The organism is Pseudoalteromonas luteoviolacea (assembly GCF_021654285.1).
Lineage (GTDB): Bacteria > Pseudomonadota > Gammaproteobacteria > Enterobacterales > Alteromonadaceae > Pseudoalteromonas > Pseudoalteromonas luteoviolacea_J.
The window spans coordinates 38,172-62,676 of record NZ_JAKFZS010000033.1; the positions used below are offsets into that span (position 1 = coordinate 38,172).

Annotated in this window: 19 protein-coding genes; 15 read left to right on the forward strand and 4 right to left on the reverse strand. The window is 39.3% G+C overall.

Annotation, left to right across the window (positions count from 1 at the left end):
* Positions 1-376 precede the first annotated feature (376 nt).
* Entirely contained in the window at positions 377-688 is a 312-nt protein-coding gene (locus tag L1077_RS23020; RefSeq protein WP_237139179.1) for a hypothetical protein, read from the forward strand.
* The gene (locus L1077_RS23025) at positions 685-2,304 is read left to right on the forward strand and encodes a PepSY-associated TM helix domain-containing protein (RefSeq protein WP_237139180.1); all 1,620 of its coding nucleotides are present in this window, start codon (positions 685-687) and stop codon (positions 2,302-2,304) included. Before L1077_RS23020 ends, L1077_RS23025 begins: the two co-directional genes overlap by 4 nt.
* Before the next feature lie 31 nt (positions 2,305-2,335).
* Here L1077_RS23025 and L1077_RS23030 read toward each other — a convergent pair whose 3' ends face one another.
* Together L1077_RS23030 and L1077_RS23035 are read right to left on the reverse strand one after the other, a co-directional pair.
* Positions 2,336-4,123, reverse strand: coding sequence for a sensor domain-containing diguanylate cyclase (locus tag L1077_RS23030; protein ID WP_237139181.1), 1,788 nt, complete (start codon positions 4,121-4,123; stop codon positions 2,336-2,338).
* An 89-nt stretch (positions 4,124-4,212) separates the two neighbouring features.
* The gene (locus L1077_RS23035) at positions 4,213-4,737 is read right to left on the reverse strand and encodes a TetR/AcrR family transcriptional regulator (RefSeq protein WP_063363807.1); all 525 of its coding nucleotides are present in this window, start codon (positions 4,735-4,737) and stop codon (positions 4,213-4,215) included.
* Between the two features lie 135 nt (positions 4,738-4,872).
* Between L1077_RS23035 and L1077_RS23040 the strand changes: the two genes are divergently transcribed.
* From L1077_RS23040 to L1077_RS23060, 5 genes are all read left to right on the forward strand, one after another.
* Entirely contained in the window at positions 4,873-5,088 is a 216-nt protein-coding gene (locus tag L1077_RS23040) for a hypothetical protein (protein WP_237139182.1), read from the forward strand.
* A 180-nt stretch (positions 5,089-5,268) separates the two neighbouring features.
* Complete coding sequence (gene purE, locus L1077_RS23045) at positions 5,269-5,751, forward strand: 5-(carboxyamino)imidazole ribonucleotide mutase (protein ID WP_039610090.1); 483 nt, start codon at positions 5,269-5,271, stop codon at positions 5,749-5,751.
* Between the two features lies 1 nt (position 5,752).
* On the forward strand, positions 5,753-6,901 hold the full coding sequence (locus tag L1077_RS23050; RefSeq protein WP_237139183.1) for a 5-(carboxyamino)imidazole ribonucleotide synthase: 1,149 nt from the start codon (positions 5,753-5,755) through the stop codon (positions 6,899-6,901).
* Between the two features lie 57 nt (positions 6,902-6,958).
* A complete protein-coding gene (locus L1077_RS23055) occupies positions 6,959-7,897 on the forward strand; it encodes a YeiH family protein (RefSeq protein WP_237139184.1) in 939 nt (312 codons plus the stop codon).
* A 279-nt stretch (positions 7,898-8,176) separates the two neighbouring features.
* Positions 8,177-10,660, forward strand: a complete 2,484-nt coding sequence (locus L1077_RS23060; RefSeq protein WP_237139185.1) for a prolyl oligopeptidase family serine peptidase — start codon at positions 8,177-8,179, stop codon at positions 10,658-10,660.
* A gap of 55 nt (positions 10,661-10,715) precedes the next feature.
* Here the strand turns inward: L1077_RS23060 and rrtA are convergent, their stop codons facing one another.
* Entirely contained in the window at positions 10,716-11,228 is a 513-nt protein-coding gene (rrtA, locus tag L1077_RS23065) for a rhombosortase (protein WP_343222292.1), read from the reverse strand.
* A gap of 171 nt (positions 11,229-11,399) precedes the next feature.
* On the opposite strand from rrtA, the gene ggt reads away from it, so the two are divergent.
* The 4 genes from ggt to L1077_RS23085 all read left to right on the forward strand — a co-directional run bounded on the left by ggt (position 11,400) and on the right by L1077_RS23085 (position 17,311).
* The gene (ggt, locus tag L1077_RS23070; protein ID WP_237139187.1) at positions 11,400-13,172 is read left to right on the forward strand and encodes a gamma-glutamyltransferase; all 1,773 of its coding nucleotides are present in this window, start codon (positions 11,400-11,402) and stop codon (positions 13,170-13,172) included.
* A 172-nt stretch (positions 13,173-13,344) separates the two neighbouring features.
* Complete coding sequence (locus L1077_RS23075; RefSeq protein ID WP_237139188.1) at positions 13,345-15,039, forward strand: NAD-dependent malic enzyme; 1,695 nt, start codon at positions 13,345-13,347, stop codon at positions 15,037-15,039.
* Between the two features lie 112 nt (positions 15,040-15,151).
* On the forward strand, positions 15,152-15,982 hold the full coding sequence (locus L1077_RS23080; protein ID WP_237139189.1) for an ABC transporter substrate-binding protein: 831 nt from the start codon (positions 15,152-15,154) through the stop codon (positions 15,980-15,982).
* Between the two features lie 522 nt (positions 15,983-16,504).
* Complete coding sequence (locus tag L1077_RS23085; RefSeq protein WP_237139190.1) at positions 16,505-17,311, forward strand: hypothetical protein; 807 nt, start codon at positions 16,505-16,507, stop codon at positions 17,309-17,311.
* Between the two features lie 51 nt (positions 17,312-17,362).
* Here the strand turns inward: L1077_RS23085 and L1077_RS23090 are convergent, their stop codons facing one another.
* A complete protein-coding gene (locus L1077_RS23090; protein ID WP_237139191.1) occupies positions 17,363-21,502 on the reverse strand; it encodes a hybrid sensor histidine kinase/response regulator in 4,140 nt (1,379 codons plus the stop codon).
* A gap of 264 nt (positions 21,503-21,766) precedes the next feature.
* On the opposite strand from L1077_RS23090, the gene L1077_RS23095 reads away from it, so the two are divergent.
* The 4 genes from L1077_RS23095 to L1077_RS23110 all read left to right on the forward strand — a co-directional run bounded on the left by L1077_RS23095 (position 21,767) and on the right by L1077_RS23110 (position 24,179).
* Positions 21,767-22,465: an SIMPL domain-containing protein gene (locus L1077_RS23095; protein ID WP_237139192.1), complete on the forward strand. Its 699-nt coding sequence runs from the start codon at positions 21,767-21,769 to the stop codon at positions 22,463-22,465.
* Positions 22,466-22,535: 70 nt separating this feature from the next.
* Positions 22,536-22,910: an MAPEG family protein gene (locus tag L1077_RS23100; RefSeq protein ID WP_237139193.1), complete on the forward strand. Its 375-nt coding sequence runs from the start codon at positions 22,536-22,538 to the stop codon at positions 22,908-22,910.
* Positions 22,850-23,536: a sulfotransferase gene (locus tag L1077_RS23105; protein ID WP_237139194.1), complete on the forward strand. Its 687-nt coding sequence runs from the start codon at positions 22,850-22,852 to the stop codon at positions 23,534-23,536. The genes L1077_RS23100 and L1077_RS23105 overlap by 61 nt, the downstream gene beginning before the upstream one ends.
* A gap of 70 nt (positions 23,537-23,606) precedes the next feature.
* Entirely contained in the window at positions 23,607-24,179 is a 573-nt protein-coding gene (locus L1077_RS23110) for a tRNA-(ms[2]io[6]A)-hydroxylase (protein WP_237139195.1), read from the forward strand.
* Positions 24,180-24,505: the final 326 nt, after the last annotated feature.

The window sequence follows — 24,505 nt, forward strand, 5'->3', positions numbered from 1 at the left end:
TCATATTGTTTATGTAATAAAAACCATTCTCATTACATTTAAGCTGTGCAATGATGTTCCTATTATGTTTATAATCCCGCATCCCAAATACTCTCATTACTAAGGACAGGAGCATAGGTTTGTACGCGTTTCTGATGGTGCTATTGATAAGCACTGGTGCAATTTTTTCATATTTGTCTAATAGACACCAAAGACTATTAAAAAAGCCGCTCTCTAAAACATACCAAAAACTGGGCTATGGATTGTTTACCATGGCAATTTTGGTAGGTTTTTTTAATTTTTCTGGCTCGGCAGGTGTATTCATATGGATCCTAATTCTAATGGCAGCTTTATTTTGCTTTCCGTTTATTGCGCTATTTATTAAAAGGAATTAAGCATGTCTCAAACAGATAAAATCCAACCACATTGGTGGAGTAAAACTTTAGCAGGGGTGTTTGCAGGCTTTTTCTTAGCTCTTGGTCTTGTTGGAATTTTTGCGTGGGTTGGCCCGACTGGTCTTACAGAGCACATTACGCCAGAGCAAAGATCCTGGAAAACACAATTTAATATGTGGATGATCACACCTTTGTGGTGTTTGATCTTAAGCTTTGTTTATATGTTTAAAACAGGTAAGCAAGCTTGGTTGTATCTTGGTAGCGGTGCTGTTTTATCAATTGCAATTGTCTATGCATTAAGGAGTTACCTATGAAAATTAGGTCTGATATTTTAAGGACATACCAAAGCTTGCATACATGGACTGGGATCACAGCCGGTCTATTGTTATTCATCGGCTTTTTTGCCGGTGCACTTACGATGTTTAGCTCTGCAATTAACGACTGGGCAACACCGCCAGAGTATCAATTACCGCAGGTAAAGGCGGGCGAGCATGATGTTCTACTACAACAAGTTTTGTCTTCAAGCCCTGAGGCACTCAAAGGCGTCACAATCAGTTTTGAAGAAGGCAGTTCTCCAATATCATGGTACGGACACGGTTCAGCACGTGGCTTTTCGATGGATGATCAAGTATGGCATGCAACCCTTAATGAACAGGGCGACATGATCACCGAACTACGCCATGTGAACGAGCTCTCCATGCTGGTGGACTACTTACATCGTTCAGCAGGTATTATGGGGGAGCTTGGTCACGATCAAGCGGGAGTGTATGTACTTGGCATTGCCGCATTTTTATACTTTATTGCCCTTGTGTCTGGGGTAATTTTTTTACTCCCTAGTTTAGTAAAAAGCTTTTTTGCTCTGAGAAAAGAAAAAGGTGCAAACCGATTCTGGCTGGACTCACATAATCTTGTGGGTATTGCGAGTTTACCGTTTCATATTATTATCGCAGTGACTGTCATTGTATTTTCGTTTCATGACTTGTTTTACGGTGGTTTGAGCCAAGTATATGGTGATAAACCCATGTTTGGTGGTGGTGAAAAACACGAAGAGGTCAGGTATGAACTGAAAGATCTGCCGTCTTTAGATGAAATTAAGCAAGCTACATTAACTTATGCACCAAACTATGAGATTAAAAGCATTAGTTTAAGCCGTTTAACGACCGAGCACCCATCTGCAACCGTGATGATCATCAGTGACCGAACTCTCATGCGCGGTCCACACAATGATTATGTGTTTATGAACCCTTTCACAATGGAGATTAACTCAAGTAGTGTTACGACTGATGCCGGCCAACAAGGGGTTTGGGGTGCCATTGTAACGAGCTTTTTTGGACTCCACTTTGGGAGCTATGGCGGTGAACTCGGTCGCTGGCTTTATTTTGTAATGGGGTTAGGCGGTGCATTTTTATTCTATAGTGGCAACCTAATATGGCTTGAAAAAAGACGTAAAAAGCAAACTGTAGAACAAAGCCGCTCAAGTCACTTTATGGCCAATTTAACAATTGGCGTTACGCTTGGATGTGCGATTGGTATCGCAGGCGTATTTGCCTCGAGTAAGTGGCTGAGTTTAGGTGATTGGAACATTAATATTGCTTATATGTGGGTTTATTACACCTTGTTCTTTGGCACAATGGTGAGTGCGTTTATATTAGGTGCTGCCAGATTTAGTCTTATTGGTTTGAAGTTATTTATAGCCTTATGTATTGTAGTCCCTCTGAACTCCCTCGTTGCTATTATACTTCCTTCAATTGGGATTTGGGCGCCTGATTCTATTGCCGATCTAGGTATCGAGTTGGGTTCGCTTGGCTTTGCATCAGTTGCTTTCTATGCCCTAAGACGCGCTAAGATCCGTGTTTACCAAGGGGAAGAAAACAGTATTTGGTATTGCCCAAACATCAGTAAACATCAAAAGACAGTTAGCTTAGCTTAACAAATAATTGGCCGGTATCTAACACCGGCCTTTACATATCAAGTACCGAGCCAAGCGACACCTGATTACGACCATGTTGCTTAGCAAAATACAGTGCCATGTCGGATTGTTTTACCAGTTGATGTGGCTCTAAATCAACACCCCAACGCGTTGCTATTCCAATGCTAACCGTCAATTTGATTACTGAGTCCTCAAATCGTACTATAGACGCTTCTGTGTGCTTTCTAACTAATTCTGCCAGTTCAAACGCATCGCCTTCATTACATTCTGGTAATAAGATACAAAACTCTTCGCCACCATAGCGTGCTACCACATCACCTGCGCGTGTACAGGTCTTTTTTAGTACATCCGCAATATGTGCAATGCACTTATCACCGCATTGATGCCCATAGGTATCATTAATTTTTTTAAAGTGGTCGATATCAATCATTAATAAACTGACGGAGTGACCAAAGCGTTTTGCCCTTAAACACTCAGTATTTAATGCGTCATTGAGACTACGTCGGTTAAACACTTGAGTCAGCTCATCGATGCGAGAAATATGCTTGAGCTTGTCATAAGCAGTTTGAAGCTCTTTAGTTCTATTCATAACTTCAGTTTCTAGTCTTTGATTCGCTTTGCGAATCTCTGTCATACTGCGAGCCTGCGCGACAAATCGCTTTCTTCGCTCTGAGTTTATCCTTTCGGCCATTGCAAACGATAGACACGCCACTTCTATCGAAGTGCCTATGGTTAACGCATGTTCAGTAAACCAATTATTTGGTAAAAAGTTGAGCTTATTGGCTGCCAAAATAAGGCCACCACATAAAGCGGCGTTCCATGCTAAAGAGTAGTATGTAGAAAAGTGAGTACCTTCAAACAATTTAATGGTTCTGGTGATAACGCCCCAAGCACAAGCCACAGACGCGTATAAAATAATAACGCGGATCATCGTGCCATAGTTGAAGTACATAGACGCAAATAATAAGCATATGCCAACAAATGAAATCACTAAGCAACCACGATACAAGATGAGGCTATTTTTTTGGAGTTCTAACAGTTTAATAATAAAGAATGTACCAGCAAGCACAGCTGCAACTAAGAAAAATAATATGGACTGGTCATTCCACCATAAGCTTTCTTGCCACAAATACCGAAAGGCAAGCCCTGAAAGGCTAAAATAGAAGGCAATGATGGCTGAAACATACACAACATAATAAAGAAATGTTTCGTCTTTGAGCGAGATATACATGAAGATGTTATATACCACCATGATACTCATCAAACCGAAATAAGCCCCTAGAAATAGCGTATTCAACTGGTCGGTCTCGTAAAACTCTGGTTGCTCCCAAAGACGAATTGGTAATTGTACTGCACTGGTCGACTCGACTTGGATGTAAAGAGTAAGTGGACCATGGGCTTCTTTTTTGATGGGTAAAATAAAGTTGTGGTGTTTAATAATGCGATAGTCAAAATGCTGTTTGTCGCCTAGTTTTGCATAACTCACGACATCATCTTGCTGCATCAAATATAGTTTTAAGTTGTCCAGTACGGGGTAGGCGATTTCAATGAGGTAGGCCTTGTCATTTTGAGGTAAAACAAAATCGACTCTTACCCAAAACGTTTGGTCTGTGTAACCTAAATTAAAGTTGTTGACTGAATTAGTCCGCCAGTGATTTGGGGGAAGAGAGAGCACATCGACTATGCCAAAATTATTATCGTTCAAATATTCGCTGCCAGCACTTAAATTTAGGTACTTGCCATTAGTGAGCGTAAGATCAGACTCAGCTGCGCTGATATATTGTACGTAACAAAACAACAATACAAATAAGATTTTCACAAGCGATAGTTTGTATAGTGACTCTTACTAAAGCTTAGAAGTGTATGGAGTAATGAGCAAAATTAAATAAAGAACACATCATACAATAATTATGTGTGTATCATTTGTAATTTCGCAGTAAGTAATGAAACTAAGTCTACAGGGGATAGGTGCTCATTATTTAACCCATAAATTAACGTCATAAAATAACAATCCATCATCGCTGTAGCTTTGACTTCATCATATTTATGACCTTCAAAAAGCATGTGCTTAAACTCAGTAAGCTGGTCTTCAAAAAATGCGCTATGCCACATCAAATCTTGCAAAAGGGCTTTGCTGAAAGGGCGGTTCTCACAGTAAAAACGATATAAAAACTTAGCATAGTGCCTAAGACGTAATCGCGGACTTGTCTGTTCATTCTCTTGATGAGCCGTTTTCAATACTTCGTCAATGCGTTGATGCATCGCCAGCTTTAATATATCAATCTTGTTGGGGAAGTGGCTAAACACTGTACCTGTTGCCACAGAAGCATGTGTTGCTATTTGGCGAGTTGTCGTTTCTGCATAGCCATGCTCTTGGAATAAACTCCAGCTGACATCAAGTATTTTTTGAGCTGTAATTTCTCTTTTTTTCATATTAAATCAAGATATTGAATGCAAGCGCAAGCTTATCATAAATCTCGGCAAATGTAACAAACTTATCTTTATATTGACAAAATTGAGCGCGCTCATTAAATTAATTGGGCGCGCTCAATTATTAGGAGGTGTTTGATGCTAACGCGAGTCATTGGTTGTATTTTATTTGTCCCATTCATTGCTTTTTACAGCTATATACTAGGCCCAGCACTTAAGTTGGTTCTTATTCCTGGAGGCTTGATGCTATTCGTGATTATTCTTGGTCCAAAGGAGTTTTCCACACACTGGCGTGCTGCCTTTAACACTCAGCCTAACGAGGTAAAGTCAGTTCCAGGTAATCAGATTGGTTAGTCAGTTTTAAAAATGCATTCTTTGCAATGAGTTATATCGCAATCAAAAAAACCGCATACCGCGGTTTTTTAGTTATTGGTGCTCGCTTTAACGTATCACTCGGGTATAATACTCTCGATTTCGGCGCAACCCCTTTAGCGCTGTAGTAAGTATCGTTTAATTTAGAATTGAGGATTTATTATGACGGTTGGCATTATCATGGGCTCTAAGTCGGATTGGCCTACAATGCAACATGCGGCAGATATGTTAGATAAGTTTGGCATTGAGTATGAAACAAAGGTGGTTTCGGCGCATCGCACTCCTCAATTATTGGCCGATTATGCATCATCGGCAGCTGATCGTGGTATTAAGGTTATCATTGCTGGCGCTGGCGGTGCAGCGCATTTACCGGGTATGGCTGCAGCGTTTACTAGCTTGCCTGTACTTGGTGTTCCAGTTAAATCTAAGACGCTAAACGGCGTTGATTCTTTACTCTCTATTTGTCAGATGCCAAAAGGTGTTGCTGTCGGTACTCTGGCAATTGGTGATGCTGGTGCTGCAAATGCTGGTTTGCTAGCTGCTCAAATTCTAGGTTGTCAACAACCAGAGATTTTTGAAAAAGTAGAAGCGTTCAGAAAAGCACAAACTGAAACAATTCTAGCTAACCCTAATCCTGCTGAGTAACATGAAGGTATTAGTTCTAGGCGCGGGTCAATTGGCCCGCATGATGAGCCTAGCTTCTACACACTTGGGAATCGATGTTTTGGCTTACGATGTAAGTTCAAAGCAGGTGGTTAACCCGGTGACATTTGAAGTAAAACCAACCACGCTCGAACAAGAAGTAGAGCAATCTTACGCCATCACAGCTGAGTTCGAACACATTCCAGAAGATGTGTTAAGTATCTGTCAGCAAAGCGGTAAGTTCTTCCCCGGCGCTGAGTCTATTGCAACAGGTGGTGATCGCAGCAAAGAAAAGGCTTTGCTAGACAACGCACGAGTTCCTTGCGCACCTTATGCTTTAATAACAGAAAAACAAGCATTTATTGATGCAATTGATGAACTGGGTTTACCGCTGGTAATAAAGACTTGTCAAGCAGGCTATGACGGTAAAGGGCAGTGGCGATTGAAAACGCCCGACGAAGCTGAGCCAATTTGGGCAGAAATGAAAGACTTTTTGGATTCGGGCACTGACACAGCACCACATTCCATTATTGCTGAAAAAATGATCCCATTTGATAGAGAAGTCTCTATTATTGGTGTTCGTGCTAGAGACGGCCAGTGCAAGGTTTATCCTTTGACTGAGAATCAGCACACCAATGGCGTCTTAACTCTGTCTATTGCAGGCAAAGAAAAGGCGGCAATACAAGTACAAGCAGAGTCTGCCTTCGAGAAGTTAGCCACTGAGCTGGATTATGTTGGCGTCTTGGCCATTGAGTTTTTCGATGTAGGGGGTCAACTACTTGTTAATGAGATAGCGCCTCGAGTACATAACTCAGGGCATTGGACTCAACAAGGTGCACATACTAGCCAATTTGAAAATCACATGCGTGCAATTACAGGCCTACCGATCGGTTCAACGGAACTTGTTAGGCCAACAGCTATGATTAATGTGCTAGGTCAACCTTCAATACCTCATACTGTGCTCAGTGTTCAAGATTGCACAAGCCATTGGTATGGTAAAGAATCTAAGCCTGGCCGTAAAATGGGGCACATTAATGTCTCAGCAGATAATTTGCATCAATTAGGAGAGCGGTTAGCAGAGCTAGCTGAGATACTCCCTGATGACGATTATCCAGGCGTTGGAGCTACAAGCCACGCCTTGATTTTAAACTAAAAAAAGCCGAGCAGTAGCTCGGCTTTTTATTGTATTAAGTATTTATTAAGCTCTATCATGGCCCAAATCAGTCCTAATTACTTCAAAGCCCTATACGTGATTTGTTTTTTTGCGTGTATCAGTCCAGTTTTTGGTTCCGCTACTGCATTATTTATGGGCATTACTTTTGCGCTTCTGCTTGGCAACCCTTTCGAGATACAAAGTGCGAATTTATCTAAGTTACTGCTCAAAATTTCAGTTATTGGATTGGGTTTTAATATTGATATTATGCAAGTACTTGAGGTAGGGCGTAGTTCACTAGTTTTGACTATTGTTAGCATTACCGCAATTATTGGGTTGGGCGAAATTCTCACTCAACTTTTTCGATTGAATAAAAACACGGGCACACTTATTTCATTTGGTACCGCGATTTGTGGTGGCAGCGCGATAGCAGCGATGGCACCCGTTATTAAAGCCAAACAAGACGAAATTGCTGTTGCTTTGGCAATTGTATTTTCATTAAATGCAGTTGGTTTACTGATATTTCCATGGCTCGGCCATTATTTTGAATTGAGCCAGAGCCAGTTTGCAATCTGGAGCGCGCTTGCAATACATGATACGAGCAGCGTCGTAGGGGCAGCAGCTGCATATGGTCCAGTTGCGCTCGCCATGGCAACAACAATTAAGCTCACACGTGCTATGTGGATAGTGCCCTATACTGCACTAGCTGGTGTATTTTGGCGCTCTGAAGAAAGAACAAGTATCCCTCTATTTATTGTTGGCTTCTTATTGGCGGCAGCAATTAACACCTGGCTTCCAGAGTTAAAGTCTTTATGGGAATTGGGCTATGAGGGAGCAAAAGCACTTTTAGTCGGGACTTTGTTTTTGATTGGCTCGGGGATCTCGAAAAAAGTATTACAGCAGTGTGGCTGGCAGCCATTCATTATGGCCCTGATTTTATGGATAATTGTCAGCTCAGTCATACTTGTATTAATCCTTGATGGATTTATTAAGTAAATTTACTAAATTTTTTTGAACCTTTTAAAACTGCACTAGTCTGAATATATGAGGCTTGGATATGCCTCATTTCATATTCGTTGTCTATCAACGACTATGTGAGCGCAGAGAGTATTTGGCCAGTAGCTTTACTGGCCTTTTTTTATCCTTCGTTGTTGCTGTTTTGTGAACACACCTGCAAACAAGCTAAAAACTTTGTTTGTTGGTCTTAAACCTGTCGAATAATGTTCTATCTTTTGTTTAAATTGCGCCGATTTAAATCTTAAAAGAAGAGCTCTAATGAAAAAATCCCTATTGAGCATTGCCGTTGCAGGTTTACTGCTAACGGGTTGTCAAACAACAAGCCAACAATCTGACCTTGAAGGTGCGAACAGCACTGCAAAAACAGTCGTTGAAAACGTACAAACACCACTTGATTTTGGTAGTGAAAATATCACGCTTGAGCAAGCTATGGCAGATCCAGATTGGATTGGTCGTTCTCCAGAAGATGCTTATTGGGGCGCTGATAGTAATACTATCTACTTTAATCAAAAACAGGTTGGAAACCAGCTTAGGGACACATTTTCGATAAATAGCAAAGGTACACAGCCTGTTGCTTTGTCAAACATACATAACATTGGTAGCGACGAAGCGATATACTCTTCAGACGGCAAGCTACAAGCATATACATTCCAAGGCAATATTTTTGTTAGAAATGTAGCAACACAAGAAGTAAAACAATTAACGCGTACAAGTGCAAAAGAAGAAATCCTTCAGTTCATGGTTTCTGGTGAGCTAGCATTCAAAGTAGGCAAAACAATCTTTTCGGTTGATGTAATATCTGGTTTGACTAAAGAATTAGTTAAAATCAACAATGGCAATAAACCGGTTGGCACACAAGAGCCAAATACCTACATTGCAAAAGAGCAACACAAACTTATCGATTATGTTGCGCTTACCCACAAAAACGCTTTAGACAAAGAAGCGCGCCAAGCGAATATTGAGTCTGAAAATAACTCTATTGCTAGTCAGCAAATTTATATCGGTGAAGGTTACAAGCTAGTAGATTCAAGCATTTCACCTAAAGGTGACAAGCTGATTGTTGTTGTAAGCAAAGCACACATGATTTCTCAAGCGACGAAAAAAGACATCATGCCAAATTACATTGGTCAGGATGGTAATATCGATCCAGTACAAGCGCGCAGCCGTGTAGCGGACAACAAACCAGTTGAAGTTGAAGTGAGATACTTCGACTTGAAAACAGGTGAGCAAAAAAACATTGGCTTTGAGACCCTACCGGGTTTTGACGAAGATGCTTTAGCCGACGTAAAAAGAGAAAATGCCAAAGCAAAAGGTGAGACGTATAAGTCTGAAAAATCACCACGTGCAATTAAGCTAATGCGCGATTGGTATTGGTCACAATCTCCTATCCAGTGGAATAGTAAAGGTGACCAAGTCGCAATGATGTTCAAAGCTTGGGATAACAAAGATCGCTGGATCGCGACTCTGGACTTTGATAAAGGCGAACTTGAGCCGCAGCATAGGCTACATGACAAAGCTTGGGTAAACTATGCGTACAATGACTTTGGCTGGTTGAATAACGAAGATACGTTATTTTTCTTATCTGAAGAGTCAGGGTATAGCCATTTATACGTTAAACCGCTTAATGGCAAGGCAAAGCAACTTACATCTGGTAAGTTTGTAGTATCAGAGCCAAAGTTAACGCGTGACAACAGCAAGTTTTTCTTCAAAGCAAACGTTGATCACCCTGGTATTTATGAGATTTACACCGTCGATGTAAACACAAAAGAAAAATCAGCAATTACTGATTTAAATGGTTTAACTGATTACTCGCTGAGCCCAGACGAGTCAAAGGTTTTACTTAAGCATTCAAAAATCATGATGCCTACAGAGCTTTATGTTGCTGATGCTAAGCCTAATGCTCAACCAAAGCGCCTAACCAATACCGTTTCTGACGAATTCTTAAACAAGAAACTGATTGCTCCTAAAATTGTTGCTGTGCCATCTAGCCACACTGACGCACCAATTTATGCAAAAGTTTATTATCCAGCAGACTATAAGCCTGGCGAAACAGGTAAAAAGCGTAAAGCAGTTATCTTTAACCATGGTGCAGGTTACCTTCAAAACTCACATATGGGTTGGTCAGTTTATTTCCGCGAGTTTATGTTCCATTCATTACTTGCAAGCGAAGGCTATGTGGTAATGGATATGGACTATCGTGCGTCGAAAGGCTACGGCCGAGATTGGCGTACAGCCATTTATCGTCAAATGGGTACTCCAGAGATCCAAGATTTGGCCGATGGTGTTAAATGGATGAGTGAGCATGCAAACGTAGATGTAGGTTCTGTCGGTACATACGGCGGTTCATATGGCGGATTCATGACGTTTATGGCACTGTTCACGCAGCCAGAGCTGTTCCAAGCAGGTGCAGCGCTTCGTCCAGTTACTGATTGGGCATACTACAATGACCCGTACACGTCTAATATTTTGAACAGGCCTGATGTAGATCCTATTGCATATAAGCGAAGCTCTCCAATCTACTTTGCTGAAGGTTTAAATAAACCTCTATTAATTAATGCGCCAATGATTGATGACAATGTGTTTTTCCAAGATGTTGTTAGATTAGTGCAGCGTTTCATTGAACTTGAAAAAGAAAACTTTGAAACTGCTATCTACCCAGTAGAACCACATGGTTTTGTTCAGCCGTCAAGCTGGTTAGATGAATACCGTCGTATATATAAGTTATTTAAAGAAAACCTTTAATAACGACGAAAAAGGCCAGCATTATGCTGGCCTTTTCATCTAATAGTGCTCGTTGTTATATATTTTCAGATTTATTACGGTCTAAATTTTGTATAAATAAAGGTATAGCTAAAACAACCCCACCTAAAGCACCAATAAGGTGTGATTCAATTGCCACCCGGGAATCAATTAAGTCACCAACCTCAGCACTCGGTCCTGCATATTGTTCCCAAGCTAATTTACCTACAATACCTAAGAATAAAAGAATACCAGTAGGTTCTTTTACTTGAATATCTTTTAGCGCACCCCAAACAATAATTCCATGTAGTAATCCGCTTAATCCAGTGTATACTCTGATGTCTGGACAAAATAGCCAAATGCCTAATCCAGTCCAAAGCCCTAGTAATAATACATGAACAAAATAACGCCTTATTGATGTGTGTTCTGCGTGCAGTACCCAAATAAACAAAATACCAACTAGGTTCAAACCTAAATGTGTCCAATTGGTATGAATATATTGGCTACTCCAAATCCGCCATATTTGACCTTCAGTGATCAATTGGCGGTGGAATTCGAGTGTATCTCGCATATCAAAAGCCATTAATAGAGTAGCGATTATCGCTAGTGTCAATGGGGGTAAGATATACTGAGGGCTTACTGGAAGGTTGAAACCAAGCATGCTATGTCTACAATAATAAAGGTATTTTTACATATTGTGCCTGTTAACTTTTATGATGCCAACGAAGATCGAAAATAAATAATGACTACATTCAAACTTAAGCACTCATTGCTAGCATTGATGCTCGCATCTAGTTTACCCGCTGTAGCGGACCAAGCTGACCCCAAAAAGCGAGAAGCAAGAGAGCCTGAAGCGGCAACCGGACTGACGTTAAAAAAAGAAAAAATTGCTGAAAAGTATATGGTTGTCGCTGCTAACCCGCATGCAAGTAAAGCAGGGCAGCTAATGCTTCAACAAGGTGGCAGCGCCATCGATGCAGCTATTGCTGCTCAGTTAGTTTTAACGCTTGTTGAGCCACAATCATCAGGTATTGGTGGTGGCGCATTCATTCTTCATTATGACAAGCGCAATGATTACCTCACCTCGTTTGATGGACGTGAAACCGCACCGAAAAAAGCAGACCATACGCTATTTTTAGACAAAGAGGGTAAACCTGTTAGGTGGATTGAGGCGGTTGTTGGCGGCCGTTCTGTCGGTGTACCGGGTATTATTCATTCTATGAAGCAAGCGCATGATAAATACGGAGTGCTGAAGTGGAAACAGTTATTCAAACCAGCCATTGAACTTGCTAACAATGGCTTTAAAGTATCCCCCAGACTTCATATGTTGCTTAAAAAAGAGTTTAATCCGGGGTTAACTAAACTTTCTCCAGCGAAAGAGTATTTCTACCCAGATGGGAAGGCGCTTGAAATAGGCACTTTAGTTAAGAATCCGGCATTAGCGAAAATCTATAAAGAGATCGCAGAATACGGCCCTAAAGCCTTTTATGAAGGGAAATATGCAGAAGATATGGTCAAAGCAGTGCAAAAATCTGAAATTGCACCGGGCCATTTATCAATGTCCGATCTTGCAAATTACCAAAGTAAAGAGCGTCATCCAGTTTGCACCTCATATCATGATTATAAAGTGTGTTCGATGGCACCACCGAGTAGCGGCGGGCTAACGGTGCTGCAGATATTGAAGTTACTAGAAGGCAAAAAACTAGCGCAGTACAAACCAAATGATCCAAAAGCCGTTCATTTGTTTACTCAAGCATCAAGATTAGCATTCGCTGACCGTAACTTTTATATCGCAGATCCTGATTTTGTAGACGTGCCGACCCAAGGGCTTTTAAACCCGGTTTACTTAAATTCCAGAGCAAAGTTAATCGGGGAAAGAGACAATCAAGACGTGCCTGTGGGCGACCCATCAATGGGGAAATTATCTTACGCTCAAGACGACAGCTATGAATTGCCATCAACTACACACCTGTCAATAGTCGACAGTAAAGGTAATGCTGTTTCTATGACGAGCTCTATTGAGATGGGTTTTGGATCAACGATTATGGTGAACGGGTATTTATTGAACAATCAACTGACTGACTTCTCTCTTTCACCTAAAGTTGGTGGGAAATGGGTCGCTAACCGTGTTGAACCAAATAAGCGCCCAAGAAGCTCCATGGCACCTGTGATGGTATTTAATAAAGATGGCAGTTTAAAATTGGTTGTTGGTTCGCCTGGTGGAAGTCGAATTATTAACTACGTAGCGCAAACTGTGATTGGCGTGCTTGATTGGGGCTTAACGCCACAGCAGGCAATTAACCTACCGCGTGTTACAAATCGTAATAAATATACTACCTTGGAGAAAGGAACAGACTTAAAAACAATGAAGCCTTGGTTGGAGTCAAAGGGCCATAAAGTTCGTATCTCTGATTTAAATTCAGGCATTCACGCGATTGAAATAAAAGGAGGCCTTTTGTTTGGCGGTGCAGATCCGCGCAGAGAAGGGGTTGCACTTGGAGAATCTAGCGAGTAAGCATAGGATATTATAGATTATTCAGTTATAATGTATGACCCTGTTTACGGATCTCTCATTCGTTTACAGGGCCGTTTTATTGGTCTGATGTGCACTAAAGTGATTGAAAATTTGTGTACTTAGACAATAATGATCCCTTATATCAAAAAATTAAGAGTCACAGCTTGTAAATATGACTAAACAAACCGACCCTAACTACCTCTACATCCCATATTCTGGCCCAACTTTATTGGAAACTCCGCTTCTTAATAAAGGCAGTGCATTTAGCCAGCATGAGCGTGAAAACTTCAACTTAGCAGGTTTAGTTCCTCCTCGTTATGAAACAATTGAGGAGCAGGTAGAGCGTTGTTATCAACAATTTTCAAGTTTCAAAGATAACCTAAACAAACATATTTATTTACGAGCTATTCAAGACAACAACGAGACGCTTTACTACCGCCTAGTGAGAGATCATCTAGAAGAGATGATGCCTATCATTTACACACCAACGGTGGGCGATGCGTGTGAAAAGTTCTCTGATATTTATCGTAGCTCTCGTGGATTATTTATTTCATATGAAGATCGCCACAATATCGATGATATTCTTCGCAATGCGACTAAAGGCAAAGTAAAGGTAATCGTAGTCACTGATGGTGAGCGAATTCTTGGTCTTGGTGACCAAGGTATCGGTGGTATGGGTATTCCAATTGGTAAATTGGCTCTTTACACAGTCTGTGGCGGGATCAGTCCTGCGTATACATTACCAGTGATGTTAGATGTGGGTACAAATAACGAGAAGTTATTAAACGACCCAATGTATATGGGCGCAAGACATAAGCGCATTAGCCAAGAAGAATACGATGAGTTCTTAGATCTATTCATTAAAGCAGTGAAGCGCCGCTGGCCAAATGTGTTACTTCAGTTCGAAGATTTTGCACAACCGAATGCAATGCCTCTTTTAAAGCGCTATCGTGATGAAATTTGCTGTTTTAACGATGATATTCAAGGCACCGCTTCTGTAACAGTTGGTTCTTTACTTGCAGCTTGTCGAGTTAAAGGCGAAAAATTATCAGAGCAAAAAGTTGTTTTTGTTGGTGCGGGGTCTGCTGGTTGTGGTATTGCTGAGCAAATCATTGCACAAATGGTATCTGAAGGTATCTCAGATGAGCAAGCACGCAGTCAAGTATTTATGGTTGATAGGTTTGGTCTATTAACTGAAGGTATGGAAGGCTTAAGAGACTTCCAAGCAGCACTTGTTCAAACAACAGCAAACCTAGAGAGTTGGAACTACAGTGGTGAGTATGCATCTTTACTAGACGTGATGCACTGTGCACAACCAGATATTTTAATTGGTGTATCAGGTCAACCTGGCTTATTTACTGAGCAAGTGATCAAGGCGATGCACGCAGGTTGTGAACAACCAATCATCTTCCCGCTTAGTAATCCATCTCGCCAAGTTGAAGCTCATCCAAAGGATGTGATTGAGTGGACAGAAGGTAATGCGATTGTTGCCACTGGTAGTCCGTTTGAACCAGTTGAATTTGGTGGTAAAACACACGTAATCCCTCAATGTAATAACAGTTACATTTTCCCAGGTATTGGTCTAGGTGTATTGGCTGCTAAAGCGTCAAGAATCACAGAGTCAATGTTAATGGTTGCGAGTGAAACATTAGCGGAATCTTCTCCATGGGCAAATACAGGTAAAGGCAGCCTTCTGCCTTCACTGGTGGAAATCGAGCAATTAAGTAAGCGAATTGCATTTGCTGTTGCCAAAAAAGCGATGGAAGAAGGGGTGTCATTAGACATGCCTGATGACCTAATTTGGTCTGCAATCGATAAAAACTACTGGATGCCAGAATACAGAAACTACAAACGCTGTAGCATCTAATGTAAGTTGTTTAAAGGCCCTCAATTGAGGGCCTTTTTATTAGCGTAATAAATAGCAAACAATTGGTTTGTAGCTATACTTAACTAACAATTTACAGCACGGACTGCATGCAGTGGGAGTATCTATGCCGTCTAGATTTGTGCTTTTAGCTTGTGTTTTCCTTTCTTTCTTTAGTTTCTCAAAACCTTTAAAAATTGAAATTGTATCTGACTACAACCCATCCTACGGTGAGTCACCAGGGGATTTGGCCACACAGCTGCTTTTGATAATTGCCAGAAACTTAAATAATGAAATGGCAATTGAGTTTGTGCCGGCCAGTAGAGAACGCGAGTGGCGAGAGCTTAAACATCATGAAAACGTCTGCTTGTATAATAAGGTTAGAACGCCTGAACGTGAAACAATGGCCTTATTTGTATCACTGCCTTTGATGGCCTTTCCCTCTAATCGACTTATTTTGCGTAATAAAAAGTTTGTGTCTATAGAAGTGACTTTAAAAAGAGCGCTGTCAATGGGGTTAAGGATAGGTGTTACAAAGGGTCGTTCATATGGACTAGAAATCGATGATTTTATAACTGAAAATACAGATAGGCTATTTATCGGTGAGGGCAATGATAGTGCATTTAGGCTTAGACAAATGTTGGTTCAAGGCCGTCTGGATGGGATCATTGAATATAGCTCAGTATTTGTTACGGATTTTCCTTCTGAAGAAGTACTCAAAGACATCTCTTTTCATGCTATAGGCGATACCAAAGCCACTATTTTTGGCTACATTGCTTGTTCAGATTCTAAAGTTGGAAGAAAAGCTGTCGATTTGTTTGAAAGAACACTTCAAAAACGCAAGATTCAGGACTTAATTATCGAAGCGCATGCAAATTTATTTCTTCCCCAAGAAGAAGTGTTCATTAGCAACTCTCTAAAATCTGCCTTTAGTATAAGAGATTAAAATTCGGATTACTTATATTTATTAATTGATAACGAAATTTTTATGTTCGTGTTATCGAATTACTATGCATCGTTATAAATTAAATTTTTTTATGCGAACTACAGTTTTATATAATTTAGTAGTTCAATCACTTTTCATCACAATTTAACTCCAGCCTATATTCTTGCACTAAGGTTTTATTTATAAATCTGGAATGTGATGAAAAACAAATTAAGAATATAAGCCTATGTAATATCAATAAATAAAAAATTTCAACAGTGTGATCCGCACATTAAAATTACTTTTTCATTACTAACAAATTAATGATTTAGATTTATAACACCCCCCGTGATTTCAGCTTGATTCTAGAGATTTTGGCTGTTTACAAGGCATTTTTTAACACCTAATTTAGATAGCGAAACAGACAGTGAGCTATATCAACTTAGTACATATCAACTGACATACTCACTGCTAAAAATCGACATTACGCCTATTCAAAAAGGTATTTTTATAAAATAAACTAATCTTAAAAGGGATTAAGAAATGAAAATTAAACTTCTCACAGCAGCTGTATCTCTACTTGTAATCAATAGCGCGGCAGCTAATGTTGTCCTAGATGATTTAGATGGATATGACCGTGAGTCAAATTACGCTGGTTCGTTAATGGAGCGTATAGTGACAGACTCTGAAAATGCTCGTACATTTAATGCATGGGTTTTCCGAGCAGATAGATACGGCAACTGTTCTTCAGGTGCTGTATATGATGAAGTTTCAGGCCAATTTATTGCAAATGTTGGGATCAGCCCGGCTGGACATAATACTCATCATATTGACGTCGTCAGTCTTCAAGGTTATTTCACTGATGAGCAGTTGCAACGTACTCGCGTATTGGCTCTAACGTGTGAATCTGAAACTGGTGTTAGCTACAAAGTAAAACATAAGATACCAGCTTTACCAAAAATTACTTGGAATGCTAGCTTAACAGGTGTTGGCCCTTGGCAGACTCCTGATTGTAGTGGTCAATCACAACACTGTGGTGGCGCAGGTTGGTATGACCAAGTTAGCTATACTTCTTCAATTCTAGTAAACAACGGTACTGAAGACGGTTACTGTACATCACAAATCAACGATGGTTTAGTTTCGAAAGTATTTAATGGTGAAGGTACTACACCGCTTTTCCACACAAATCACTTTGCACTAAATGAGCAAGTCTATTCACAAATCGGCCGAGTTTTCAGACAAACAGTAGCTTGTCATAACCCAGCAGGTACAACTGAACACACAACTGTTTGGGAAGTAACTGGTGAAAACGATATCAACCTAGTTGTTGACAACGTAAACTATAAGTAATTGTAACTTTTACTTTGTAGAATGGGCCATTAGGCCCATTTTTTTATAGTTCTAATTCACGGGTTTATTTTTTTTATTGTACCAATACTCGATCTTTTCAAAGACTTTATTCGCTTCGATAGGCTTAGTTATATAATCATCCATGCCGGCATCTAAGCACTTTTGCTTATCACCTTGCATGGCATTTGCGGTCATTGCAATAATAGGTATGTTTGAATTCTGTGGGCCAGCATTTGATTCACGAATATTTTTAGTTGTTTCATATCCATCCATCATTGGCATTTGGCAGTCCATTAATATAATTGAATATTTTGATTCCACAGTGGCTTCCTTGAGCTTCTCTAGCGCTTCTAAGCCATTTTCAGCAACTTCTACTATTAGGTTTAAACTATCTAAGGTTCGTAGAGCGACAATCTGGTTTACCTTATTATCTTCAACCAATAAGATCCGCGTACCTTTTGAAAATGTATTTATAAATTTTTCTGAATTGTTCTGAACAGTTGCTTTGGGCACATGCGCAACTGAGTCGAGTGTTGTTGTCACTGTAGAAAGGGCTTTGAGTAGGTCATTTTTTGTCATCGGTTTAGTGAAGTAACCATCCAGTTGTACAGAGCTATTATTCATTGCTTCAAAATGCTCAGTTAGCTGTGTCATCATAATCAATTTAATATGGCCAAAAGACACCTTACTTTTAATTTCTTTAGCCATTAGTTCACCACTTAAGCCGGTAAGCGTTTTATTGAACAGAACTAAATCAATAGAACTTTTATTTAGTATTGCTAAAGCTTGGTCAGCATTTAAAGCCTCAATTACGCTAACTCCCCAGAATTCAAGCTGCTTTTTTATCGCGTTATTACTTGATGTATTAGGGTCAACAAGCAACATCGTAATGTTTAGTTTGCTAAAGTCCGGGTGAATGACGTTCTCAATATGGCTTTTTTTAACTGAACACTTAATACTAAAACAGCTGCCAATGCCGACTTGGCTGGTGACGCCCACATCGCCTCCAAGCAGCTGACATAGCCTTTTTGTAATACTAAGGCCTAAACCTGTCCCCCCGTATTTACGTGTGGTTGAAGCATCAACTTGAATAAAGGAGTCAAATAAAGTCACGAGTTTTTCCTCGGAGATCCCAATACCTGTGTCACTAACATTGCATGAGAAAATACAGTTGCCAGTGAAACTATCTTCAACTAATGATGCAGATAGAACAATTTCACCATTTTCAGTAAATTTAATGGCATTGCTTAAAATGTTTGTTACTACTTGTCTTATTCTGCCAGGATCTGACTGTATCATTGGTTCTTTGATATCTGAAAGGTCTAAAACAATACTGACGCCTTTCTCCTGCGCTGAAAGGGCCATTGATTCTGTAAGGCTTTCAAGAATCTCTCGCAGGTCAAAATCGACATACTCAAGCTCAAGTTTGTCAGCCTCAATTTTAGAAAAATCTAGAATATCGTTTATTAAGCTTAGTAATGAGTGCGCACTTGTACTGGCAATATTGACTGAATGCGATTGTTCTTGAGTTAATCCACTGCTTTTTAATAAGTCCAACATGCCAATGACGCCGTTCATAGGGGTGCGTATTTCATGGCTCATATTAGCTAAAAACTCAGATTTTAATCTGGTCGCTTCTTCTGCCTTTTTGAGCGCACCTTCTAGTTTTCTCGCTTGCGTTTCAAGAGAAGCTGTTTTCTCTGATACTTGCTGCTCAAGTGCGACAACAAATTGCTTTTGACGTCTAATTTCAGCTTTTTGCAGTTTTGTTCGTAAGTAAATGACCATAAAAACACCACTTACAACAAATAAAACATAGAGTGCGTAAGCCCACCAAGTTTTCCAAGGCGGGGGAGAAACATCCACATTTATAGATAAGATTTTTTCCCCCCATTCACCACTGCTATTGGTTGCCTTTACCTTAAATTGGTAGCTACCACCATCCAAATTAGTGAACGATGCTGTATTCCTATTTCCAATTTCGATCCAGTTATCATCATATCCTTCAAGTTTGTAGGCGTAGATATTTTTGTTTGGAGATAAAAAATCGAGTACTGAAAATTCAAAAGAAAAGATGTAATCAAGATAAGATATATTGATATTTTCTACATAAGAGTAGGGCGTATCAAGTTTGACGGGTACACCCATTTTATTAAAGCCAGTTAAAACTAGCTCAGGCTCTTCAATCTCCGTTTGTGTGGTTAATGTGCTGAAATATTCAATACCTCTTTGGCTATTAGTGAACAAAGTATTATTTTTCGCTTTCACAAAGCTGCTTGGATAATAATTCAGCCCGAGTAAACCATTTTGATTGTCAAAGTTAGTGACTTTGCCTGTATTGGGGTTAAGTTTAGTAATTCCTTTGTTAGTTGTTAACCATAAATTACCTTTGTCGTCATCTGATATTGAACGAATAAGGCTACTTGGTAAGCCATTTTGAGTATTAAAGTGAGTAAATGTATTCGAATCATTTTTATAGAGGTTTAAACCTTGTTGGGTCGCTATCCAGAGATAACCTTTTTGGGTTTCATAGATGTCTTGCACAATACTTCCAAGCAAACTGTTGGCAGAGTCTTTATTTTGAACGAAAGATTTAAACCCTTGCACTTCGTCTATCCATAAATTCACACCATTTCCGGTACCGACCCAGATTTTCTGTGACTTATCTTTATATATTGTTAGGACTTCAGGGTGAGACAATCCATACTCTTCACCTAAATGTTTAAACTCGTTTAATTTCGGATTGTAAATGTACACACCATTTTTATACGTACCAATCCAAAGATATCCATCTTTGTCTACTGAGAGTGCTCTAATTTCACGAAATTCGCTATAGTTTGGCTTAGTTTTAGGGTAACTAATAAGCGTGCTTTGCATTGTATTTAGATCAAACCTTACCAGTCCTTCATCTTGTGCCATCCAAACAATGTTGTTTTTATCCAAAAAAAGCACAGGGCGCTCTAATAATCGGTTCAACTCGAAACCGTTATCTTTGGTGAATACGGGTGGAAATAGGGTTTTTAAAGTAGATGCAGATACATCCCACTTGAATAATTGTGAAGCAGAGTTAGCGATTAATACATCTCCATTTTTATCAGCGGCAATACCGTTAGGTGCACTTAACTCTGGGTTATCTATAGATTTAAACTTTCTATGGGGCACTAATTTGAAAATACCGTGTAACTCATTGGTAACCCATAATGTATTTGCACTATCTTCAAAAATTATACGCATACCACTATTTTGCTCTAGGTCAAGCTGTACTAGGCGCTCGCTGCTCTCATCTCTTCTAAATACGCCCCTACTGGTTACGAACCAGATATAGCCTTCATGATCTTCAATTATGGAGTTGACTTGACCCAAGTGTTGACCAGCCACAAAACCAATTCTAGAAAACGATTGATCTTGTGAATTAAAAATGAACGGTCCTTTTTGTGTTCCAACGTATACGTTGCCTTTTGATGAATTTAAAACGTGACGAATTTCATTTGCACCTGTTGGTGTTTTGTTATCGGGATCAGGAAAAAAATATTCAAATGTGCCTTCTACTTTATTGTATAAATTCAAACCATAACTTGTTGCTACCCACAAGTTGTCTAAGTCATTATTTTCGATATCCCAAACTCGGTTATGAGATAAGCCGTTGTTTCCATTTTCTGCTTTTTTGATATGTTCAAAATTGTCAGGCCCAATATATTTATTGAGTCCATTATCATAAGAGCCAAGCCAAATCGTCCCATCCAAATCATGATAGAGAGATTGAATCCTGTTCGCAGAAATAGACTCTGGTACATTTTTATCGTGATAATAGTTGTCAAATTTACCTGTTTTCGGATTATAGCGATTTGCGCCACCTCCCCAAGTGCCTATCCAAATGATACCGTTTCTATCTATCATCAAATTGCCGGCATCATTGTGAGACAGGCCATTTACAGATTCACTATCAAATTCGAATAGTGTGACTTTTCGGCCGTCATACCGCATAACACCATTTTCAGCAGTGCCAAACCACAACATACCTTGCTGATCTTGTATTATTGAGTATATTTCAGAGGAAACAAACCCATCTTCAGCAGTTAATTTTTTTGCAGAATATTGGTTGCTTAAGATGGGTATGCTGGCAAAACAGAAACTTGGTATTAGCATGCCCAATACAACAATTGAACTAATTATTGAAAGCGGTTTACCCATAAGTAATTTTACTAACCGTATAATTATAGAAGATCTTGTTATTCATAATATTAGGCTAGTTGAGGTTATGTGCAATTTCTACTCTGAGGGCTGATGTTGTTGTTCAGCTAAGCTATTTGGCCAATGTGTGCCACAATCAACATTTTGTGAAAAGTTAGTTCTTATCAACTCTTCCGGCTAACAGAATCTGAATATTCAGTGTCAATTAATTTAATTGTGTTTCAATGGCAACATAAATACAGAAATGAATATTTTGGAGAGTTTATGCGTTTATTAACAGCTGCATTTTCAATTTTGTTAAGCACTTCATCAATGGCTGGGAGTATCCCAACGACTCCACATTTATATGTTAAAGGATACTCAGAGGTATCTGTACAGCCAGATACAGCTATTATCAATGTGGCAATCAATGAGAAAAGTAAAAACTTGCAAGAAGCAAAAGAAAACGTTGATGATGTTGTTGCTAAAGCTTTAAGTATTGCGAAAAGCTTTGGTGTAAAAGCAAATCATATACATGCTGAGCAGCTAAATGTTTACAAGCAAACTCGTTACAATCGCAGTACAAATGAAGAAGAGTTTACTGGCTTTAAAGTAAGCCGTAACATTACACTAAAACTGAAAAATATTGATAAATACCCTGAGCTGTTGCAAGCATTTGTAGACAGTGGCATTAACCAATTCAACAACACGCAATTTGTAGTTGAAGATAAATCTGAGATTATGAAAGAGCTTAAGCAGAACGCTATTAAACAAGCAAAACTCGGGGCAAAAGAACTTGCAGATGGTTTTGGTGTTAAAGTAGGTGACTTATATTCTGTATCTTTTTCACCGATGAATGTTCCGATTCAGCCATATGCCAGAGGTAAAGTGATGGCTGCGGAATCTATGAGCCTTCAAGATGCATACAGTACAGGTGATACGAAATTGACAGCAGAAGTGTACGCGGTTTACTACATAGATTAATTTGGACCTTTTAAAGTCCTCTGAAAACAACGTATACTAGAGATATACAAGGAATAGGGGACTTTTCATCATGTTTAGTGGACTGTTTGCTGCAATTTGCACACTTTTATATATCAAACTCAGTTTTAATGTTATTAAGCTAAGAAAATCACACAAAGTGGGAATTGGAGATGCAGGCCATAAAGACTTGCAAGCCAACATCCGCGCTCACGCAAACTTCATTGAATATACTCCCCTGGCTGTTATTCTAATTTTTATACTTGAATATCAACTGATTGGTAACAGCATACTCATACCCATTGCTTGCCTTTTTTTAGCTGGCCGATTGCTTCATGCCAAGGCCTTGTATGATGCAAACTTAAAAATGCGCGTTATAGGTATGGGGTGTACATTTTTATCTCTCATAGTCATGGCGCTAATAAACGCTTATTTATACTTTTTATGACCAAAAAATACTTTGTTCTGGGGCTACCTAGAACGGGAACCACGAGCTTATGTGTCTCAAGTCTAGATATCGGACTTAAAACAGCACACACTGCGTACACGCAACAAACACTAAAAACAGCAGAGTTTATCGCTGATACGCCAGTTTTTAATGATTTTCAAAAACTTTATCAGCATTTCCCGCATGCTAAGTTTATCTACTTAGAGCGTGATCATGATACTTGGGTACCTTCGGTTCGACGTTTACTTTTACGTATGTTACCTAAATTAAAAGTGCAGGGTGGCGGCTTCAACGAAACTTTAAAGCGTTGTTATTACGATGTTTTTACTGACCTTGATGAAAAAAATATCAACGATGATGACTATTTAATTGAGTGTTATAATACACACAGACAAAGAGTTGTCGATTTTTTTGAATGGACTAATGTAGAGCATGTGATAATCAATTTATCTGAGATAGATAGCACATCTAAATTTGCCAAGTTTATGTCTGTACCTAAGGTTTCTATACCACATGTAAATAGGCATGGGAAAGTAACAGCCTGGAATGACATTAAACATCCTTTAAAAGTGGAATCAACAAGAATTGGCAAGGTAGATAAAGACCGTATTTTATATGACTTATAGGGCTTAAATGTCCGATATTATTTTTAGTCATAAATTTCAAATACACGTAGTAAGTGAGACGAAATAGCTAATGTTTGAATTAAAATATCATACACCGTTTGAATGGACGCACAAAGTTATGGACGATTTTGTGACCTTTTTACAAGACCATGCCGCTGCAGAAAAAAAGGCATCTGGCATGGCGATGTCTATGTTAGGACATTATCCAGATAGAACTAAGCTAGTCAAAGCAATGGCGGATCTTGCTATTGAAGAAATGATTCATTTTAAGCAAGTATTAAAGCTCATTAATGAAAGAGGCTTGGTACTAGGAAACGACAAGCAAGATCCATATATTAAAAAGATGCGTGCTTTGTTTCGACAAGGTAGTGATGAGTTTTTAATTGATCGGTTGCTCGTTGCTGCGGTAATTGAGGCGAGGGGACACGAGCGATTTTCTCTCGTTGCAGAGGCTTTACCTTCAGGTAAAGATAAAGATTTCTACGTTGCAATTGCTAAATCAGAAGAAAAACATAAAAACTTATTTGTAGAGTTAGGCTATGAGTATTTTGATAAAGCGATTATTGATGCCAGACTTGAAGAGATATTAATAGCTGAAGCTCAAATCTGTGAAAGTATTCCATTTACAGCAGCATTGCACTAAATTTTCCAAGAAAAGCACTCTTAACTAGAGTGCTTTTCATTATGTTAAATCATATTTTTAATTGTTTTCTTCGTAACTGAGTAGGACTTTATTATTTACTACTTAAATCATCTAGCTGATATCGCAGATGATCCAAGCTATTTAGCATCGATAAATATAAATTAAATTTTTGAATCTTACTCATTCAAACTCAAACATTTCCTAATTGTGTTAAATCATACATTCATGCATAGCCAGTAACTTTAACCTAAGAAGCTAGGACGCATAATTTTCGAAGATGAAGTTCGAAGATGAAGTTCGAAGATGAAGTTCGAAGATGAAGTTCG

Bases quoted from the DNA above. Each gene is read 5' to 3' on its own strand.
- L1077_RS23020 (WP_237139179.1), top strand. From the start codon at position 377: ATGTCTCAAACAGATAAAATCCAACCACATTGGTGGAGTAAAACTTTA.
- L1077_RS23025 (WP_237139180.1), top strand. From the start codon at position 685: ATGAAAATTAGGTCTGATATTTTAAGGACATACCAAAGCTTGCATACA.
- L1077_RS23035 (WP_063363807.1), bottom strand. From the start codon at position 4,737: ATGAAAAAAAGAGAAATTACAGCTCAAAAAATACTTGATGTCAGCTGG.
- L1077_RS23040 (WP_237139182.1), top strand. From the start codon at position 4,873: ATGCTAACGCGAGTCATTGGTTGTATTTTATTTGTCCCATTCATTGCT.
- purE (WP_039610090.1), top strand. From the start codon at position 5,269: ATGACGGTTGGCATTATCATGGGCTCTAAGTCGGATTGGCCTACAATG.
- L1077_RS23050 (WP_237139183.1), top strand. From the start codon at position 5,753: ATGAAGGTATTAGTTCTAGGCGCGGGTCAATTGGCCCGCATGATGAGC.
- L1077_RS23055 (WP_237139184.1), top strand. From the start codon at position 6,959: ATGGCCCAAATCAGTCCTAATTACTTCAAAGCCCTATACGTGATTTGT.
- L1077_RS23060 (WP_237139185.1), top strand. From the start codon at position 8,177: ATGAAAAAATCCCTATTGAGCATTGCCGTTGCAGGTTTACTGCTAACG.
- rrtA (WP_343222292.1), bottom strand. From the start codon at position 11,228: ATGCGAGATACACTCGAATTCCACCGCCAATTGATCACTGAAGGTCAA.
- ggt (WP_237139187.1), top strand. From the start codon at position 11,400: ATGACTACATTCAAACTTAAGCACTCATTGCTAGCATTGATGCTCGCA.
- L1077_RS23075 (WP_237139188.1), top strand. From the start codon at position 13,345: ATGACTAAACAAACCGACCCTAACTACCTCTACATCCCATATTCTGGC.
- L1077_RS23085 (WP_237139190.1), top strand. From the start codon at position 16,505: ATGAAAATTAAACTTCTCACAGCAGCTGTATCTCTACTTGTAATCAAT.
- L1077_RS23090 (WP_237139191.1), bottom strand. From the start codon at position 21,502: ATGGGTAAACCGCTTTCAATAATTAGTTCAATTGTTGTATTGGGCATG.
- L1077_RS23095 (WP_237139192.1), top strand. From the start codon at position 21,767: ATGCGTTTATTAACAGCTGCATTTTCAATTTTGTTAAGCACTTCATCA.
- L1077_RS23100 (WP_237139193.1), top strand. From the start codon at position 22,536: ATGTTTAGTGGACTGTTTGCTGCAATTTGCACACTTTTATATATCAAA.
- L1077_RS23110 (WP_237139195.1), top strand. From the start codon at position 23,607: ATGTTTGAATTAAAATATCATACACCGTTTGAATGGACGCACAAAGTT.